Genomic DNA, 18,633 nt, shown 5'->3' on the forward strand with positions numbered 1-18,633 from the left:
AACCCTCTGATTGTTAAAATTATGGCTGGGAACACCGGAACAGGAAAAACAAGATTTCACCATCTAGGTTTCAGAATCTGTTTATGTCCTAACTGTTTTGAAGACTGCCATATATTCATAAATTAATTATAGCTTTGTTCTTGAAAAGTGAGGGTAAAACTTGTACCATTGCTACAATCAACTTCAAGGGATGCCTCTAATTGATCTGCTAAAATACTAACTAATCTTAATCCCAAGGATGGAGTATCTTCCCAATCAAAGTCATTGGGAATCCCTATACCATTATCACTGATTTTCAGAAAAATCTGTTCTTTTTGCTCAAGTTTTAACTCGATTTTAATGGCTCCATATTGAGAATTTGGAAAAGCATATTTAAAAGAATTTGTGACTAACTCATTAATTAAAAGTCCACAGGGAATCGCACTTTCTAAACTTAATGTGACGGGTTGAACATCGAGAATGATTTCAACCTGACAGTGTTTTGTTTGATAGGATAACGATAATTTTTCCACAAGATTTTGAATATAATTGGCAAAATTCACCTGTGATAAATCATTTGATTGATAAAGCTGTTCGTGAATTAGTGCCATTGTTTGAATTCGATTTTGACTTTCGGCAAATAAATTGCGTTGTTCCTCCTGTTCCAAGGTATCTGCTTGTAAATCTAATAAATTAGAAATTACATAGAGATTATTTTTAACTCGATGGTGAATTTCTCGCAATAAAACTTCTTTTTCTAGGAGTGAGGCTTTAATTTTTTCTTCCGCTTTTAAGCGCTCCGTAACATCTCGACAGACACAAATTAATAAATCATCATCGGTTAAAGTTAGTGAGACTTCTTCTGTAAAAATACTGCCATCTTTGCGTTGAGCAGTGGCTTTTCCTTGCCAATGACGTTGTTCGGATAAAATCGGAAAAGTATGCTGTTGAAAATAGTCTAGTTGTTCGGGTTTATACAGTGCCGTCCAACTTTTTCCTAATAATTCTTCAGGATAAGTATAACCAAAGAGTTCAAGATGAGCTTGATTCAAATAAATGTATTGTCCATCTTTTAAAATAGCAATGCCATCAATGGCGGCTTCAATGGCGGCTAACTGTTGTTTTAAGACTTCTTGAGCTTTTTGAAGTTCTGTAATATCCGTATGGGCTCCCACCATGCGGATGACATTTCCCTGGTCATCTTTAAGATGAATTGCTCTGGATAAAATATAGACGGTGGAGCCATTTTTATGATGAAAACGTTGAACCGCTTGAAACCGATCAATTCGACCTTGGTTATAGTTTTCAATTAATTTTATCGCCTCAATTTTATCCTCGGCAAAAATGACTTGCTCCCAGGAGGATAATTGATTCGGTAATTCGTCATTATTATAGCCTATCATCTCTTTCCAACGGGGCGATAAATAAAAATTACCTGTGACAAAATCCCAATCCCAAAATCCATCTTGGGCGGCTTGAATGGCTAAATGAAACCGTTCTTGAGCGACTTTTATTTCGGCTTCTGTGCGTTTGTGTTCTCTTAAATCTTGAGCAATACCTAAAAATCCGCTAATATTTCCCATTTGATCTCGTAAGCTAGAAATAGACAGTAAGACTGGAAAATGTGTGCCGTCTTTATGAACATAAATCCATTCTCGTTCTTCTTTTTGTCCGAGACGAGATTTAGCAACAAATACTTCAAATCCGGGTTCAATTTCTGTTCCTAGTTCTAAGGATAAACTATAGGAACGTTCTATAATTTCTTGAGAATTGTGAATGATAGCTGGAGTTTTTTTACCGATAACTTCTTCAGCTTGATAACCGAGTAAATTTTCTGCCTCCCGGTTCCAAACTTGAATAATGCCATTCATATCTGTAGAAATAATCGCGTAATTTGCCCCATCTAAAATCGCTTGTTGAAACTGATTTAATTCTAAAAGTTTAGCTTCTGCTAATTTGCGCTCTGTAATATCTAACATAATTGATAAATATTGGAACGGTTTATCCTCCTGATTGACAAAGGGAACAATCGTACTATCTACCCAATAATAGTCTCCATTTTTAGCTTGATTTCTGATTTCTCCCTGCCAAACTTTGCCTTGAGAAATGGTTAACCAAAGTTGTTGAAATAAACTCGAAGGATGATAGCCAGAATTAATTAAATTATGGGTTTTGCCTAAAGATTCTTCAGGAGAATATTGAAAGAGTTGACAGAATTTATCATTAACATAAGTGATCAACCCGTTAGCATCTGTAATTACGACGATTGCCATTTCATCGAGGGCTAATTTATGATAAGTTAATTCTTTGAGAGCTTTTTGTAGCTGTTCTTCTGCCTGTTTTTTAGCGGTGACATCGTGGAAAAATGATTGAATAACCGTTGGTTTACCATCCTTAATTTGACAGTTAGCACTGCCTTCTAAAATCACAATTTCTCCGGTTTTTGTTAAAAATCTTGTTTCAATTAAATTCTGTTTGGTAATAGTTCCATTTTTTAACTGTTCAAAAATTTGACGCCATTTAGGAGTCTGGTTAAAATCAATTATATCAAAAACTGATAAATTTTTAATATCTTCATCGCTATATTTTAAGGTTTCTTTCCAAGCTCGATTTACATAAATAAAATGTCCATCTTCAGAGGAAATTAGTTGAATTAAATCACTGGCATTTTCAAATAAATCCTGCAACTGTTCTTGACTTGCTTGTAAATCTATTAATAATTGAGCTTGAGCAAGCGCAATTCCCACTTGATCGGAAATTTGCTGCATGATCTCAATTTCAAACTCTGTCCATTTATGGGGTGCAAAGCATTGATGCGCTAACATTAATCCCCAGAGTTGCTGATTTTGAAAAATCGGAATAATTAATTTTGATTTCACCTGTAACTGCTGCATTAATGCTCTCATACACAAACTTTCAGGTCTGTCCGATGGATAAGCTGCTTCGATATTATCAATCACTTTCACTTTTCTTTGTTCATAAAAGCGTTCACACTCACTTGAAAAAGTTTCGTCGGTAAAATATTGATCAAGTATTGATAAGTCAGGAAAAATAACTGATTCTGTAATTGTTTTTCCCGATCCGTTGGGGAAAATTCGATAGATTAATACGCGATCGCAATCTAAAATCTGGCGAATTTCTGTCACGGCGGCTTGCAAAATATCTCCTAGTTGCAAAGATTGACGAATATTGAGGGTAATATCAGCCAATAACTCTAATTTCTGATTTTGATCATGTAATTTTTTTTCTGTTCGTCTATATAATATTTTTTCTAATTTGACTTGCTGATGCAGTTTTTCTTCTAACTGTTTTTGGGGAGTAATATCCCTAGAAATTCCCAAAAAAGATATTAAAATGCCATCGGGTGTATATTCAGGAACCAGTCGAGTTTCATACCAGTTTGAACTTGACATTGTGGGAAAGGGATATTCAATCAGTTGCTCTTTCTCTGTTTCTATTCCCTTTTGAAACACGGTTTTCCAAAGATTGACTAGCTCTTGATCATATCCTACATCCTCTAAAGATTTACCGATTAAATCTTGAGGGGGAACTTGGATAAATTTTTGAATTGCAGTATTAACATAGAGATACCGATAATCTAAATCAATTCTAAATATAATATCAGGATTGGTTTCAACAATAACTTGAAACTCTTTTTCTCGATAATACAATTTTTCATTGCTTTCTTGGACTTGTTTTTCCAAGTTAAGGTTACGGTCTTCTAGCAGTTCAATTATTTCATCTTGTAAGTATTTAACTTGTTTATGTAAGACTTCAATAACATTATAAACTTCTAAGGGCTGTAACACTTGTAAAATATTAGTTCGGGTCACCAGTCCCACTAATTCCCCCTGATTTCCAGTCACAATTAAGCGACCAATGTGATGGGATTCTATTGTTTCATAGGCAATATTCAAAGTATCTTCACCACGCAATGTTAACAGGGGTGAACTCATAACCTTTGCCGATGGAGTATAATTAAAATCGAGTTTTAACGTTTTAAACTGGACTAAATCTCGTTCTGTGATGATTCCAAGCGGAATGGGTTGTGGGGTTTCCTCAACAATCACTACACAACTAATATGATGCTTTGACATCAGTTGTGCTATATTTAATAAAGGAGTTTGAGGAGTCGCACAAATCACCTGGAGATTCATCACTTCAAAAACTTTTCTGAACCGCAACAAATTTGCTGGTTCTATAGAACTTATAATCGTATCATAGGTGATTAATCCCACCAGTTTATCTTGATTAACTACCGGGATATGACGAATGGAATTCCGGTGAAACTGCTCGATGACAGAGAAAATATCCTGCGGTTCTAAATATTGAAGCGTCACAACAGGTTGACTCATTACCTCTGCGACCTTAACCCCGGTTGTGTTTTTTCCTGTGGCGATCCAGTGAATTATATTTCGTTCTGTAACAATACCAATGGGTCTATTATTACTATTATTATCCACAATAATTACACAACTTCCCCGTCCTTCTGTTTTGGCATTTTCTAGGAGGTTAAATTCCGGTGAGGTAGGATAACAAATGCTTCTGGTGTGAGTAATTAATTCGATCACCTGATCTAACGGGGTATCGGGTGTTACTGTTATCGGATCGGGGATCACCGCAGTTTCTAAGTTTTCTGACCAAATCATAAATTCACCGCTATAAGTACCTAAACAAAATTAATTACACATCCTCCACCCTGTTCCTTCCCCTCCTATCCCCCCACGGGGGGTTTGGGGGGCTGTTCCCTCTCTCAACTAGGTAATTTATTTTGTGTAACTACTTAATTGTGTACAAGACTTTAAAAAACGGGTAGGAATATCAATTCTATTTCCCCAATGGAGATGTAAATAAGACCCATGAACATTAGAACAATTTCCCCAACCTTCTAATACGGGGGCAGTGGTTTGCGAGGACATAAAACGCTGCATTTCATATAAAGGATCAGACGGATTTTCTATCAGTTCAGACCGATGAAACTCATGTCCGGTGATGATTTCTCCCTCTAATAATAAAGGAGTATTTTTTAAAACCTTTGCTTGATAATACCCTAATTTTAAGCGTTTTCCCATAACCGCAGTGGTCGGTAAGATTCCCACCATTGACCAAGCATTATTTTCAAAGTCAATAATCTTTTCACACAAATACATTAACCCCCCACATTCTGCATAAGTCGGTATCCCTGATAAAATAGCCGTTTTAACTGCGTTTAAAATTAACTGATTTTGACTTAATTCTTGAGCAAATACTTCGGGAAAACCTCCGCCAAAATATAATCCTTTAATATCGGTCGGAAGTTGCTCATCCTTTAAAGGACTCCATTCGATTAATTCTGCACCCAACTGTTGTAAAATCTCTAAATTATCGGCATAATAAAAATTAAATGCCGCATCTTTGGCGATCGCAATTCTAATCGGTTGATAGTTATGTTCAAACCGTAAGGTAGGGATAGAATTTTCCCGCTTAACTGAATTACTCAGATCAGAAATTAGAGTATTTTTTAATAAGGGTAATAATTTTTCCCAATCAAACCAAGTTTGGGCTAATTCAGCTAACTCTTGAATGAATAAATCCATCTGCGGCAGTTCATTCGTGGGAATTAACCCCAAATGGCGATCGGGAATCACAATATTTTCCTGTCTTTTAATTATTCCAATAATCGGAATATTCACAGGTTCTAAGAAGGCTTTTAATAGTTCTAAATGGCGATCACTTCCCACTTTATTTAAAACTAAACCCTCCAATTTTATATCAGGATTAAAGTTTTTAAACCCTAGGGCGATCGCAGCAATAGAACCCGATAATCGACTACAATCTAAGACTAAAATTACAGGTAAATCAAGAATCAAAGCAATTTGAGCCGTGGAAGCAATCGGAACTTTTTCCCCATTAGGAATCCCATCAAACAGACCCATAACTCCTTCAATTAAACCATAATCACAGGTCTGAATATGTTGATTATAACAGGCTTTAATATAGGATTCTGAAGTTAAAATCGAATCTAAATTATAACAAGGTTTACCCGTAACATAGTGATGAAACATGGGATCAATATAATCGGGGCCAACCTTAAAAGATTGGATATTAGAATTGTGTTTTTTTAAATAGGATAAAATAGCTAGTGTAATAGTTGTTTTACCAACTCCACTCCTTTCTCCAGCAACAATCAGCGTCATAATCTAACAATTTGAGTTAATAAGGTCATAGAAACAGGGTTTTGGGGCGAGTCTGATTTTTACCCCTAAAGCTGATTATAAAAATCGCCAAAGATAAGCGAAAAAGATCGCCGTAATTGCCCCAATTAATGTATTAATAAAATTCACAATTTCATTAGTTAACCATGTCCATTTTGTCTGTAAGGTTGCCCCAATCACACTTTCCAAATTAGTAGCAATAAACGCCGCTATCACACTCCAAATAATCCCCCAACTATCAATTAAACCCGCACTCCAAGCTAACACAGAAACCACAATAGAAGCCACCACCCCGGCTAAAGTCCCCTCCAAACTCACAGCCCCTTCCGTACCTTTAGGCACAGGTTTTAATGTAGTAATTAAAAAAGTCTGTTTCCCGTAGGCTTTGCCAATTTCACTACCACAGGTGTCGGATAATTTTGTACTAAAACTGGCAACATATCCTAATAATAATAACGGAATCCAAGATTGTATTCCAACTGTATCAGGAAAAAATAATTGTAGGGAAAATACCCCTAACCCACATAACATTCCCGTTAACGCCGAACCCCAGACATTTTCGGGCCCCCGGGCTCCCCCGCGTTTTTCCGCAATTCCAGAGGCTTCCTTTTCGGCTTTACCAATTCTGGTAACACCCGAACCCACCAAAAAATAGAATACCACAATCAGATAACCTCGCCAACCCAAACATCCCCAAATCAGCACTCCCAATATCCAAGCATGAATCCATCCGGCGGGGGTTAATAACTTTTTGGCGGCAATCACCCCTAAACTAATTAAAACTGTATTTAAAGCGATCGCAAATAACCAAGGATTAAGCGACACTAATTCATAAATCATAAATTTGATCTCAAAACCATGAATAAAACATTATTCCATCTTGCCTTTCCCGTGAACAATATCGAACAAACTAAAGCCTTTTATGGGGAGGGTTTAGGGTGCGAAATCGGTCGAGAAACCCGCAATTCCATCATTATGAACCTCTACGGCCATCAAATTGTCGCCCATGTCGGTCAAGAACCCCTAACACCCCAAAATGGGATTTATCCCCGACACTTTGGGTTAATCTTTACTTCCGAGACAGACTGGGAAACTCTCTTAGACCGTGCCCAAAAAAAACACCTGAAATTTTACCAAGAGCCCAAACGCCGTTTTCCGAGTTTACCTACAGAACACCGCACTTTTTTCCTAGAAGATCCTTTTTATAATCTCTTGGAATTCAAATATTACTGTCATCCCGAAGCCGTATTTGGCTGTAACGAATACGCCCAGGTTGGCGACATTTAAAGGGTAGCGGGTGACACCGAACGGGTCAAGGTTTTTAGAGGTGAATTTAAGGCTTTCTCTACCATAGCTAAACTTTTGGGATCGTTTACCATCCAAGCATGGAGAAAAACATTAACCGTGAATTCTTCACCAATAGAGATATGAGAACTTTCAGCCGGGACAATCATCCCATCCAAAGGTGTCCAAATGGAGGTAAAATTGATCGAGTCTAGGACTTCTAAATCCCGATTTAAGTCTTCTAAAAACGGACTATGGGAACGCATTTGGGATGCAGCCAAGGTGGGGTAAAGATATCCCGTTAAGGTTCCGTTGTGGGGGGAGGAAATCGTGATCAGACGTTGAACTCGTTCAATTCCTCCCAAGCGTTGGACATAATAACGACTAACAATTCCTCCCATACTAAACCCGATTAAATCAATCGGTTGTTCCGGGGGGAAGGTTTGATTCACATAAGCTGTAATTTGTTGGGCTAAGGCTTCTAAGCCAAATCGACCATCATTAGGAATCAGATTCAGACTGTGAATATCCCATCCCCGTTTAGTTAGATGGGCTGTCATGGTTTTAAAAATTGCTTTGGTATCAAATATACCGTGAATCAATAAAACCGGATGGCGAGGGCTGCTGTTATCCATGGGATTTTAAATTGGATTAATATTGGTTCCAACTTAGACTATCACGGGAGATTCTGGATGCAACTAGGGGCCATTCCTGCAACTGGTCATTGATTAACTGCTCACTCCTATTCTGAGAAATTTGTAAATAAATGCAAACAGATGAGAGATTTTTTACCGAAACCTAGGAAAATCGGGAGTTTTGTTTAAACAAAATGTAACAATATGTAAATTTTTGTAGACAAATCTTTCATTTTTCCCTAGTCTGAATTCAGGGCTCAGGCTTGAAACTTCCTAAAAATACCCACGGAGTAAGTATAATGTTAAATAAATTTTTTGGTTCTAAGAAAAAAGATGGATATTATTTAGAGTTTGGCGATGCTCAAGATAAACAAGCATCTCCAGCCGAGTCTAAACCCGCACCTAAAGCAAAAGCAGCATCAGCAAAAGCAGCAAAAGATCAACCCGAAACTGTGGCTGTGGCTAAACCCCAAACCACAACCGTTGCTCCTCCTGCCCCTCACCCCCCCCCAGTTGAGGAACCCGCCCCCCTTAACCCCCAGGTAAAAACCCCTGCTGGTATGAACTTTTCTACGGAATATTTAACCTCCTCATCCCCTACCCCCCGTCGTCGGCCCGGGCCGAGTCTGGCGATGTTCACAGATATGGCAAATCAGATGAATCGCTCCTAATCTGCTGAAGTGTCAAAACCATCAACCTCTCTAGCTATCTGCATCAGGCTGGGGAGGTTAATAGTTTTTTGGGCTTTTGGTTTTTTTTTGATTGTTGATGGGTTGACCCCAAAAGTTGGCTTAGAAGGGCAAGGCTTTAAACCCAAATCTCTGGTAATATTTAAGATAGAATAGAATTGTGTGATCGATCAATTAATATGGGAACCCTGAGTGCCAAGGGTGCTAAATAATCTACTTAATTTTGATAGGCTAATCAACAATGCACCAAGTGCCTGCCGACTCATGACGGTGCTATCGTTGGTTGGTTGCTGTCATCAACTTGAGAATTTTCTAGGTGACTGAGATCCCTTCAGTCTCTTTTCTGCTCATGGCTAAAGCCATGCTCGTTTCTAAATTTCTATGAGGTTTCTATGACAAAAGACACCGATCTGATCAAAAGTCTTAGCCCCAGTGCCATGGATCAGATTCTGTTATATCTGGCTTTTAGCGCCATGCGAACCAGTGGACATCGACATGGGGCGTTCCTCGATGCGGCTGCCACGGCGGCGAAATGTGCCATTTACATGACCTATATGGAACAGGGAAAAAACCTGAGAATGACAGGACACCTGCACCATATTGAACCCAAGCGAGTCAAGGTGATTGTTGAAGAAGTTCAACAAGCATTAACCGAAGGCAAACTATTAAAAATGTTGGGGTCTCAAGAACCTCGATATTTGATTCAGTTTCCCTATGTTTGGTTAGAAAATTATCCTTGGCAACCGGGACGATCTCGGATTTCAGGTAGTAGTTTAACTCAAGAAGAAAAGCGGGTGATTGAAACTAAACTCCCTAAATATTTACCCGATGCTCAATTAATTAATTCTTTTCAATTTATGGAATTAATTGATTTTTTACATACCCGTTCTCAGGAAGATTTAGAACCGAATCGGAGAATGCCTTTGAGTAAAGCCTTAGCCGAACATATTAAGCGCCGTTTAACCTATTCTGAAACCGTAATCAAAATCGAATCCCCTTGGGGAATGCCGTTTTATGCCCTAAATCGAGCCACCTATTCCCCTGAAGATCAGGAGGAAAGAACTTTTATTATGGTGGAAGATACAGCCAGATATTTTAGATTAATGAAGGACTGGGCTGAACGTCAACCTAGGGTAATAAGGGTTTTAGAAGAATTAGATATACCCCCGGAACGAATTGATCGAGCCATTGAAGAATTAGATGAAATTATTCGGCAATGGGCGGATCGATATCATCAACAGGGAGGAGAAACCATGGTGGTACAAATGGTATTCGGGCCAAAGGAAGAAGAAGACTAATCCAAAAGGTTTAAGGTTGAAAGTGGTGGGGGAACTCCGTCACTCAAAAAAGCCTTTGGAAAAAAAGAAAAAGAAGCCTACGGTCTAACGTTACTCCGTTGACCGTCAGGTTCGTTCACTCTTGAATATTCAGGGTGATTTTAGCGGATTGTAGTTGTTGATTCAACCACTGATCAAATAATTCGTTTTGCAGCCGTTGTTTAACTTGAGGGTTGTCTAAGGAGGCTTCTAAAAACTCGTCTACTCGGAAAATACACCAACCGCCCTCGACTTCCATCGGGCCAACAATTTGTCCGGGTGGGGTTTGCTGTAAAATCACCTTGAGATTATCGGGAATGGTTGACCAACCCACAGCCCCCATCATGCCGCCAAAAGAGCGTTCATTGGTAATGGAATACTCTCGGGCTAATTCTTCAAATCGGCTTTCCTGTTCTTTTAAACGGGATACTAATGTTTCTGCAAGTTCATAGTCATTTAAGGAAATTCGTGATAAGACCACTGCATCTAAGGCGGGTTTTCGTTGCTGAAAATACTCCTCAAGTTGAGGTTGTACGATTGAAAGTTTGAGTTTTTCCCGTTTGAACCCAGAAACAATTTGTTCGTGAAAGGCTTCGTAGGTCATGCGGTTACTTTCCAACCACTGTTGAAAGGCTTGGGGGTCGCTGAGATTACGTTCTAATCTAAAATTCACTACGGATTGTTCAATACTAGCAGCAGGGATATCCAAATCCGTTCGAGATTGCAATTCCCGATCCAGAATATATTCTCGCAAAATATCAGTTACCATGGGCTGTAGTTTTCCAGCCGCTTGCAAGTATTTTAGGGCTTGACCTAAGATAATGGGTTCGTCGTTAACGGTTAAAAATGGATTAGCCACTGAAATTCACATCCTAAACGCGATTCTACTCACAAATATTGTACGGGTTTAGGCTCTCGGTGCTATCAGATTTACCGACAGTCCCCACTACTCCCCGTCTCAATATTCAGCCACGGCTTAGTCAATATGGCAATCCGTGTAGGATTTTTGATCAGATCCTACGATAAAATCTTACAATCTCCGTCTCGAAGGCAGCGATTGCTATAGTTGTTACGCAGATAGGCTATGTTAAGTACAATGAGGATTAAACCCAATAGAATGTCAATTAAGCCCTTAACTGCTTTTGATGAATCTCGGTAGTGGCTAATTGTCCATTTTCCGTCCTATTTGGAACCCCACAGTCCTAATTGTTTGGGAGATAGCTATGTCAGAACGCGATGATTTTCTTTACCCCCGTAGTCGTTACCAGGGAGAGTTTACGCCAGAAAAACTGATTTTCAATTCCAACTTGCAGGAATTTGCCCAGCGAGTTAACTATATTTGTGGATTGGAAACGAATGGGAAAGTAAGTTCAGAGGAAGCCTATCAACAAATCAAACAACTTTGGAAAAAATTACGTTCATCGAAAAAAAGTCTAGGAATTAGTAAACCTCCTGATGAGACTCCAGAAAATAGTTAATTAGCAACGCCATCAGAGAGTCTTGCAAGGAAGGTTAATTCTTTCAATAAAAATTTAATTTCAGGCAAACTTTACCAAATAGTTTATAGCAGGGAACACCGCAATGGGCTGCATCGTGAGCCCTTCGACTTCGCTTAAGCATCAACTTCAATCCATATAAGAAATCGGGTTTCTGCGACAATTTTTGCGGCTTACCCAAGATTAAATTAAGAAACCCGGTTTCTGTTCAGGGGAAAAACAAGATCCGCACCTGATTCAAACTATTATTACTTGGCTACAAAAGACTATTTTAGAAGATTAATAATCTCAACTATCCCTAAATTTAGGACATACTTCAAACGCTAATTGTGACCCAAAAAAACAAACATCAAACTCAGTAAAAAATTAGTCCGTCCTAAAATAATTGGAATATTATTTACCCTAGTCCAAGCAAAAGCCAACTGAACTGGCTCAAACTCCCCTACTGTTGCCAAAACTAATAACGCTTTTGCTTGAACACTTGCTAAATTACCCGCTAAAGCAATAGAAAATCTTTGTTCTTCCCAAATTGCTCCTAATTGTATTCCAATATTATAAGGCAACACATTAACACTAGCTCCTGTATCGAGCAAACCCATAACCTCAACCGAACGATTTTGATAAGTTAGTGTTAAAGGCAGATAGGGAACATCAGCTAAAACGCCAAACTCATCCCGTTTAGGTTGAAAAGGATATCGCCTAATATTAAACATTTTGAGTTTGCTTTTTTTCTGTTTCTAGTAACTGCATCAATTGTTCTGCTGCACCATTAGATGTATGCACTGCACCAATAATTTCTGCTGCTTCATTCCCTAATATAATTCCTTCTTCTTTTGCCAATTCAGCCGTTAAAAACTGCATCATTTGAAACTTATCCGCACGGGATAATTGCCGCAGTTGAGCTAATAATTCAGGATTTGACATAAAACAACCTTGAATTTACTTTTCCATCTTACCACTACTCCAAAGATTTTACCCAACCCTCGCGGAGCTGTTAGTCTAGGAAAATCAGTACGTCGCGCGGCAAACAGCAGACAAGCCCCTACATAAATGCAATCGGGGTTAAGGCATTGACTTATGGTTAAATCTAGGGGTATTATATTTTTAAATTCATTGACAACTTATTCCTTATTACTTAAATACTCCTGAGAATAAACCTCTGCCATTAACTTCGGCCAGATTAATACAAAAAATCCCATCCAGGCCAACAAAGGAATAGCGACTAAAATTGTAATCCACAGGGTTTTAAATAGAAACCAACTCCCTGAAATTAGGGTAATTCCAGTTAATAGAATTGACCAAGGTTGACACCACCAGGGTTTATAATTCCAGGGGTTAAAGGTTGGGGTTTCAATCGGTGTTTGATCGGTCATTGTATTTATTAACTCTATGATTAAGAAAATGATTACTGAATAATTTTAACTATTGTAGCAATAACTTCTACTAACTTTTGGGGTTTAATTTGACCCGCTTTATACAGTATAATTCCTTTATCAGCAGTAAACAAACGATTAGGTCTAATATTGCTATTTTGGTTGAGTCCTCCCTCACTAAAATCGCTATTTTCAAGGGTAATACCATAGCAATCACCGATAGTTTGGCTAGTAATCTGGCAAAGAATTAGATCATCTCCTGTTAAGGTTGCTATTACTAATGCAGGCCGTCGCTTGGCTTGTGTTAAATCAGAAAAGGGGAAAGGGACAATAACTACATCACCTTTTACAAATTTTTCCATGCTTCCTCCTCCGCCGGCTGTAACCAATCTTTTTGTAGGGAAGATTCACTCAGTATACTAATTTCTAACTGTTCTTGCTGATATTTGGTTTTAAGAAATTGCAGAAAATCCCAAACCTCTTGTAAGATGAAATCAGGACTATTTTCTACTTCTTTAATTAATAATTCTTTAGTGTTCATGTTTTTGACCTTGATTTTTTGGGTTTGAAAATTCAGAAAAACGGGATTATCTAAACAACAGAATTTTCCGGTAAAGCGGTTTGCATTTGGGCTAACCAACCTATTAAAGATTCTAACTGTTTATCCGCACTTAATACCGCTAATCCCCTCACCGTAACTTTACCTTTACTATACACAAACCGAGTATGTAAACTTTCTGATAAATTGGCTTTTAATAAATTCCATGCGGGTTCTTCCATGGGGGTTTCTAATAAAATATGTTGTTTTCCGTCGGGTTTAATCCGAGAAAAGCCTAATTTCTTAGCAATTTGTTTGAGTTCCATAATTCTAATTAATTGACGCGCCGGGGTAGGAACTGGGCCATAGCGATCGCACCAATCTTCTTCAATTCGAGATAATTCATCCCGACTTTTACAAGCAGCAACTGACCGATAAGCACTCATTTTTTGATCTAAATCCGGTATATAATCGGAAGGAATAAAAGCTGTTAAACTCAAGTCAATTTGAGTATCATCAACCTGGGGAATTTCTTGACCCCGGACTTCTTGAATTGCTTCTTGTAACATTTCACTATAAAGATCGAACCCTACCACATCCATTTGACCCGATTGTTCGGCCCCTAAAATGTCTCCCGCGCCCCGAATTTCTAAGTCTCGCATAGCTAATTGATAGCCCGATCCTAACTGGGCAAATTCTTGAATTGCTCTCAATCTTTTGCGAGCATCATCGGTTAAATTAACCCGTCCGTCGGCCGTTGTCGGATAGAATAACCAGGCGTGAGCTTGCACCCCAGAACGTCCAACCCGACCGCGTAATTGATATAATTGACCTAGGCCGAAACGGTGGGAATCTTCAACTAAAATCGTGTTAACTCTGGGAATATCTAACCCCGATTCAATAATGGTTGTACAGACTAAAACATCCGCATCCCCGGAACTAAATGTTAACATAATTGATTCTAATTCGGAGGCATCTATTTGTCCGTGGGCGATCGCTAATCTCACCCCAGGAATCATCTCTCGAATTTGGGCAGATTTTTCTTCAATTCCTTCAATTCTAGGCACAACATAAAACACCTGTCCCCCCCGATCTATTTCTTGACGAATTGCTGTTCTAACTATTTCTAAATTCAAAGGAGATAAATGGGTTTGAATTGGGCGACGGGAGGGAGGAGGAGTAGTAATTAAACTCATTTCTCGAATTCCAGATAATGCCATATATAAGGTACGAGGAATGGGAGTAGCGGTTAAAGTTAAGACATCAACATGGGTTTTTAATGTCTTAATTTTTTCCTTTTGATTCACTCCAAAACGTTGTTCTTCATCAACGACTAATAACCCTAAATCCTTAAAATGTACCCCTTTTCCCAGTAAGGATTGAGTGCCAACAATTATATCAATTTCTCCCGTTGCCAACCGTTTTAATATCTCTTGTTTTTCGGAATTGGTGCGAAAACGATTAATTAAAGCAACTTCTATGGGATAGGGAGAAAATCGTTCTTTTATGGTATGATAATGTTGTTGGGTTAAAATTGTAGTGGGGGCTAATAATGCCACCTGTTTTCCAGCAGTAACGGCTTTAAAAATAGCCCGAATTGCGACTTCTGTTTTGCCAAATCCTACATCTCCACAAACTAACCTATCCATGGGGCGATCGCTTTCCATATCCCGTTTCACGTCTTGGGTTGATTTAATTTGATCGGGGGTTGGTTGATAGGAAAAGGAGTCTTCTAGTTCCTGTTGCCAAGGCATATCAGGGGGGAACGCATAGCCAGTTTGTTGGGCGCGTTGGGCATATAATTTTAATAGATCTACGGCTAATTTCTTTAAGGTTTTTTTGACTTTTTCCTTGGTTTTTTCCCAAGCTTGTCCGCTAAGTTTATTCAGTTGGGGAACTTTGCCCCCGGTACTTCTAAATCTCGATAAACTGCCAACTTGATCGGCGGCAACTCTTAACGTACCATCGTCATATTGTAAGACCAAATATTCCCTAGTTTCGTTATTAATCACTAGACTTTCTAATTTAGTAAATCTCCCTACCCCATGTTGACGATGAACCACAAAATCTCCTGGTCGGAGTTTATTCAGTTCAACCTGTTTTGATGCCGCCCGTCGTCGTTTTCTAATATAACCATGGGTGGCTAGGGAATGCTGACCATAAAATTCTCGGTCAGTAATTAAAACTAACCGAAAAGTGGGTAAAATAAACCCTTCTAATTCGGCAAGTCCGGTATATTTTAAGGCGACGGGGGTATTTTTAATTAAGCTATCAATGGCGGGATAATCACGGGGGTTAGGAATGAATTTTGAGGGGCAATCATGTTCTGATAATAGGGCAACCGATCGACTAGGTTGGGCGGAAACAATAAATATAGAAAAATATCGTTGTCGCTCATAACGAATTAATTCCGCCAGTTTAGCAAATTGATGGGGAGTTGCCGGAACTGGACGAGAAGATAGGTTTAAACTGGGAACATTGGTAATATTAACTAGGCTGGGTTGATAATCCCCTATTTCAGATAAATAGAGTTTATCAAAGGATTCAATTTGTTGCAAAGATTCGGTAAATAAACGATGAATTTTAGGCGGTTTTTCGGGTAAGGCTTGCCATTGTTCTTCAATATGTTCTAACCAGCGATCGCTATGGGCACAACATTGATCAATTTCATCAATCACAATTAAAGTTGTATCGGTTAAATAGTCTAATAAACAAGCGGGTTGTTCAAAAGCTAAACCTAATAATGGATGATAGGATTTAGGGGATTTATAGTTATTATTATCGAGTTGAAATTCTGGTTTAGGGATGGGGGGAATAATTTGGGAAATTAAGGTTTCAGCCGAGGCTAAATTACCTTGAATAATTACATCAAAATTGGTCGGGGTGAGAATTAGATTTTCAATTTTATCTAAGGATCTTTGGGTGATGGGATCTAGTTCTCGAATTTGTTCTAACTCATCCCCAAACCATTCTAAACGCACAGGCCATTCCGAGGCCACCGGGAAAATATCCACAATATCCCCCCGCCGACTCCATTGGCCCTCGGTTTCCACCAAGGATACGCGCTCATAGCCTAACTTGGCGAATTGTTCATCAAGGGTTTTTCCGGCCGAGGTCATCCCCCGATACAGTTTTAAACAATAGGGTTGAAACGCCGAAACCGGGGGTAAATGGGGCTGTAAACTCCGTTCTGTGGCCACAATTGCCATCGGTACGGCCGAAGGTGTCTGCAACCGTCCCGCCAACTCCGCTAACACCTGCATTTGTCCCCAGGTCATCTCCTCGGAAGTCACCGACTCGTAGGGCGACGCTTCAGAAGTGGGGTAAAACTGAACTGTGGCCCATCCCATCGCCTCCAGTTGAGTCGCCCACCGTCCCGCTTCCTCTAGGGTCGCCGTCACCACAAATAAATTTAATCCCGACTCCTGAGCTAAAGTTGAAGCGACTAACCCCTTGGGAATGCGAGACAGACCATTGAGGTAGAGGGACTGGGATTTATTCAGTTTGGTCAGGAGTTCAGCCGTTAAGGGCGATCGCCCCAATGCACGCACGATGGAGGAAAATGTCATATTGGCAGGGAACGGGGAACAGGGAATGCAGTCGTTTTAATATTTTAAGCAATTCTTTGAAAATCCGATAGGATAATTAGATCTTGATAAGATCAGTTATTCTAATCTTTTATCTTCCTATTCTGACCTCAAAATGTCATCTGTATTCCAAGAAATTCTAATCGTTTTCCTTCTGATTGTCGCCAATGGCGTATTTGCGATGTCAGAAATTGCGATTCTTTCGGCGCGGAAAGTTCGTTTACAACAGTCAGCCAATCGAGGCAATAAAAAGGCAAAATTTGCTTTGGAATTAGCCAACTCTCCCAATAGTTTACTCTCAACGGTGCAAATTGGAATTACCCTGATTGGCATTTTAGCCGGGGCTTTTGGAGGATCGGCAATTTCAGCCCGATTAGCCATCCAACTAAACAAAATTCCGATTTTAGTTCCCCACAGCAATGCAATTAGTTTTACAATTGTTGTGATCATTATTACCTATTTATCATTAATAATCGGGGAATTAGTTCCTAAACGGTTAGCTCTGAATGCTCCTGAATCCATCGCAACTAGCGTTTCAATTCCCATGCGTTGGTTATCTAATTTTAGTTCCCCGATTGTACATTTATTGGGTATGTCTACGGAATTAATTTTAAAGCTTTTGGGTAGTAACACCTCGACGGAACCGGAAGTTACCGAGGAGGAAATTAAGATTATGATTGAGCAGGGAACCCGATCAGGAATTGTGGAGGAAGCGGAACAAAGTATTGTCGGACGAGTGTTTGAATTAGGCGATCGCCAAGTCAGAAGTTTAATGACGCCTCGCCCTGAGATTTTTTGGCTTGATATTGATGATTCTGCCGAAGAAAATCGTCAGAGTATTGCCCAAAATAGTTACACTCGCATTCTAGTTTGTCAGGAAGATTTAGATCATGTTTTAGGGTTTATTAAAGTCGCGGATTTATTAACTCAATCCCTATCCGGTCATCCCTTAGATTTAACTGCAAATTTACGCCGTCCCTTATTTGTTCCTGAAACCACTTCTGTTTTAAAAATTTTAGAATTATTTAAACAGGGAGAAACCCATTTTGCTGTAGTTGTTGATGAATATGGCGTAATTCAAGGATTAGTAACTTTAAATGATATTCTAATGGAATTAGTCGGCGATATGCCCTCCTGGGATAATCCCGAAGAACCCCAGAAAGTGCAACGGGAAGACGGATCTTGGTTATTAGATGGAATGTTGCCCGTTGAGGAATTTTTTGAGTTATTTGATTTAGAAGATTTATTAGAACAATCAGAAGGAAATTATCATACAGTTGGAGGATTTGTGATTACTCAGTTAGGGCGGATTCCGGCTGCTGCTGATTATTTTGAATGGCAAAATTTACGCATTGAAGTGATGGATATGGATGGCAACCGCGTTGATAAAGTATTAATTGTTCCTCCTTCTTTGAATAAAAATAATCAGCTTATTGAACCTTGAAAAAAATAAATTATTCTCTTAATTAAGCTAGAATTTAGTAAGTTTGCGATCGCTATAACCAGAAACAGGTTAGTGTTTAAAACTTCTTTGTGTCTTTG

General features: G+C 39.0%; 16 protein-coding genes. 5 read left to right on the plus strand and 11 right to left on the minus strand.

Features of this window, described 5'->3' with window-relative positions:
• Positions 1 to 122 precede the first annotated feature (122 nt).
• The 3 genes from NMG88_RS01215 to NMG88_RS01225 form a co-directional block, all read right to left on the minus strand.
• Complete coding sequence (locus NMG88_RS01215; protein ID WP_235750878.1) at positions 123 to 4,628, minus strand: PAS domain S-box protein; 4,506 nt, start codon at positions 4,626 to 4,628, stop codon at positions 123 to 125.
• Between the two features lie 117 nt (positions 4,629 to 4,745).
• On the minus strand, positions 4,746 to 6,155 hold the full coding sequence (locus NMG88_RS01220; protein WP_026787143.1) for a cobyrinic acid a,c-diamide synthase CobB: 1,410 nt from the start codon (positions 6,153 to 6,155) through the stop codon (positions 4,746 to 4,748).
• A 75-nt stretch (positions 6,156 to 6,230) separates the two neighbouring features.
• Positions 6,231 to 7,013, minus strand: a complete 783-nt coding sequence (locus tag NMG88_RS01225) for a TIGR00297 family protein (RefSeq protein WP_026793694.1) — start codon at positions 7,011 to 7,013, stop codon at positions 6,231 to 6,233.
• 18 nt (positions 7,014 to 7,031) lie between these two features.
• Here NMG88_RS01225 and NMG88_RS01230 point away from each other — a divergent pair, with 18 nt between their 5' ends.
• A complete protein-coding gene (locus NMG88_RS01230) occupies positions 7,032 to 7,460 on the plus strand; it encodes a VOC family protein (protein WP_026787145.1) in 429 nt (142 codons plus the stop codon).
• Here the strand turns inward: NMG88_RS01230 and NMG88_RS01235 are convergent.
• The gene (locus NMG88_RS01235) at positions 7,457 to 8,092 is read right to left on the minus strand and encodes a lipase family alpha/beta hydrolase (protein WP_026787146.1); all 636 of its coding nucleotides are present in this window, start codon (positions 8,090 to 8,092) and stop codon (positions 7,457 to 7,459) included. The genes NMG88_RS01230 and NMG88_RS01235 overlap by 4 nt on opposite strands.
• A gap of 299 nt (positions 8,093 to 8,391) precedes the next feature.
• On the opposite strand from NMG88_RS01235, the gene NMG88_RS01240 reads away from it, so the two are divergent.
• Together NMG88_RS01240 and hetR are read left to right on the plus strand one after the other, a co-directional pair.
• Positions 8,392 to 8,763, plus strand: coding sequence for a hypothetical protein (locus NMG88_RS01240; RefSeq protein WP_235750879.1), 372 nt, complete (start codon positions 8,392 to 8,394; stop codon positions 8,761 to 8,763).
• A gap of 410 nt (positions 8,764 to 9,173) precedes the next feature.
• Positions 9,174 to 10,079, plus strand: a complete 906-nt coding sequence (hetR, locus tag NMG88_RS01245; RefSeq protein ID WP_254035031.1) for a heterocyst differentiation master regulator HetR — start codon at positions 9,174 to 9,176, stop codon at positions 10,077 to 10,079.
• A gap of 115 nt (positions 10,080 to 10,194) precedes the next feature.
• Here hetR and NMG88_RS01250 read toward each other — a convergent pair whose 3' ends face one another.
• Positions 10,195 to 10,956, minus strand: a complete 762-nt coding sequence (locus tag NMG88_RS01250; protein ID WP_227366431.1) for a peptidylprolyl isomerase — start codon at positions 10,954 to 10,956, stop codon at positions 10,195 to 10,197.
• A 364-nt stretch (positions 10,957 to 11,320) separates the two neighbouring features.
• Between NMG88_RS01250 and NMG88_RS01255 the strand changes: the two genes are divergently transcribed.
• The gene (locus NMG88_RS01255) at positions 11,321 to 11,575 is read left to right on the plus strand and encodes a DUF7219 family protein (protein WP_026797524.1); all 255 of its coding nucleotides are present in this window, start codon (positions 11,321 to 11,323) and stop codon (positions 11,573 to 11,575) included.
• Positions 11,576 to 11,916: 341 nt separating this feature from the next.
• On the opposite strand, the gene NMG88_RS01260 is transcribed toward NMG88_RS01255, so the two are convergent.
• The 6 genes from NMG88_RS01260 to mfd all read right to left on the minus strand — a co-directional run bounded on the left by NMG88_RS01260 (position 11,917) and on the right by mfd (position 17,073).
• Complete coding sequence (locus NMG88_RS01260) at positions 11,917 to 12,306, minus strand: pepsin/retropepsin-like aspartic protease family protein (protein WP_227366430.1); 390 nt, start codon at positions 12,304 to 12,306, stop codon at positions 11,917 to 11,919.
• Positions 12,299 to 12,517, minus strand: coding sequence for a hypothetical protein (locus NMG88_RS01265; protein WP_026787152.1), 219 nt, complete (start codon positions 12,515 to 12,517; stop codon positions 12,299 to 12,301). Before NMG88_RS01265 ends, NMG88_RS01260 begins: the two co-directional genes overlap by 8 nt.
• Before the next feature lie 197 nt (positions 12,518 to 12,714).
• The gene (locus NMG88_RS01270) at positions 12,715 to 12,966 is read right to left on the minus strand and encodes a DUF6737 family protein (RefSeq protein ID WP_227349890.1); all 252 of its coding nucleotides are present in this window, start codon (positions 12,964 to 12,966) and stop codon (positions 12,715 to 12,717) included.
• Positions 12,967 to 12,998: 32 nt separating this feature from the next.
• Entirely contained in the window at positions 12,999 to 13,328 is a 330-nt protein-coding gene (locus NMG88_RS01275) for a type II toxin-antitoxin system PemK/MazF family toxin (protein WP_026787154.1), read from the minus strand.
• Positions 13,313 to 13,507, minus strand: coding sequence for a hypothetical protein (locus NMG88_RS01280; protein ID WP_026787155.1), 195 nt, complete (start codon positions 13,505 to 13,507; stop codon positions 13,313 to 13,315). The genes NMG88_RS01275 and NMG88_RS01280 overlap by 16 nt, the downstream gene beginning before the upstream one ends.
• A gap of 50 nt (positions 13,508 to 13,557) precedes the next feature.
• A complete protein-coding gene (gene mfd / locus NMG88_RS01285; protein WP_042151083.1) occupies positions 13,558 to 17,073 on the minus strand; it encodes a transcription-repair coupling factor in 3,516 nt (1,171 codons plus the stop codon).
• 133 nt (positions 17,074 to 17,206) lie between these two features.
• Here mfd and NMG88_RS01290 point away from each other — a divergent pair, with 133 nt between their 5' ends.
• On the plus strand, positions 17,207 to 18,535 hold the full coding sequence (locus NMG88_RS01290; RefSeq protein ID WP_042151086.1) for a hemolysin family protein: 1,329 nt from the start codon (positions 17,207 to 17,209) through the stop codon (positions 18,533 to 18,535).
• Positions 18,536 to 18,633: the final 98 nt, after the last annotated feature.

The sequence above is a fragment of the Planktothrix agardhii genome (assembly GCF_904830935.1).
Classification (GTDB): Bacteria; Cyanobacteriota; Cyanobacteriia; order Cyanobacteriales; family Microcoleaceae; genus Planktothrix; species Planktothrix agardhii.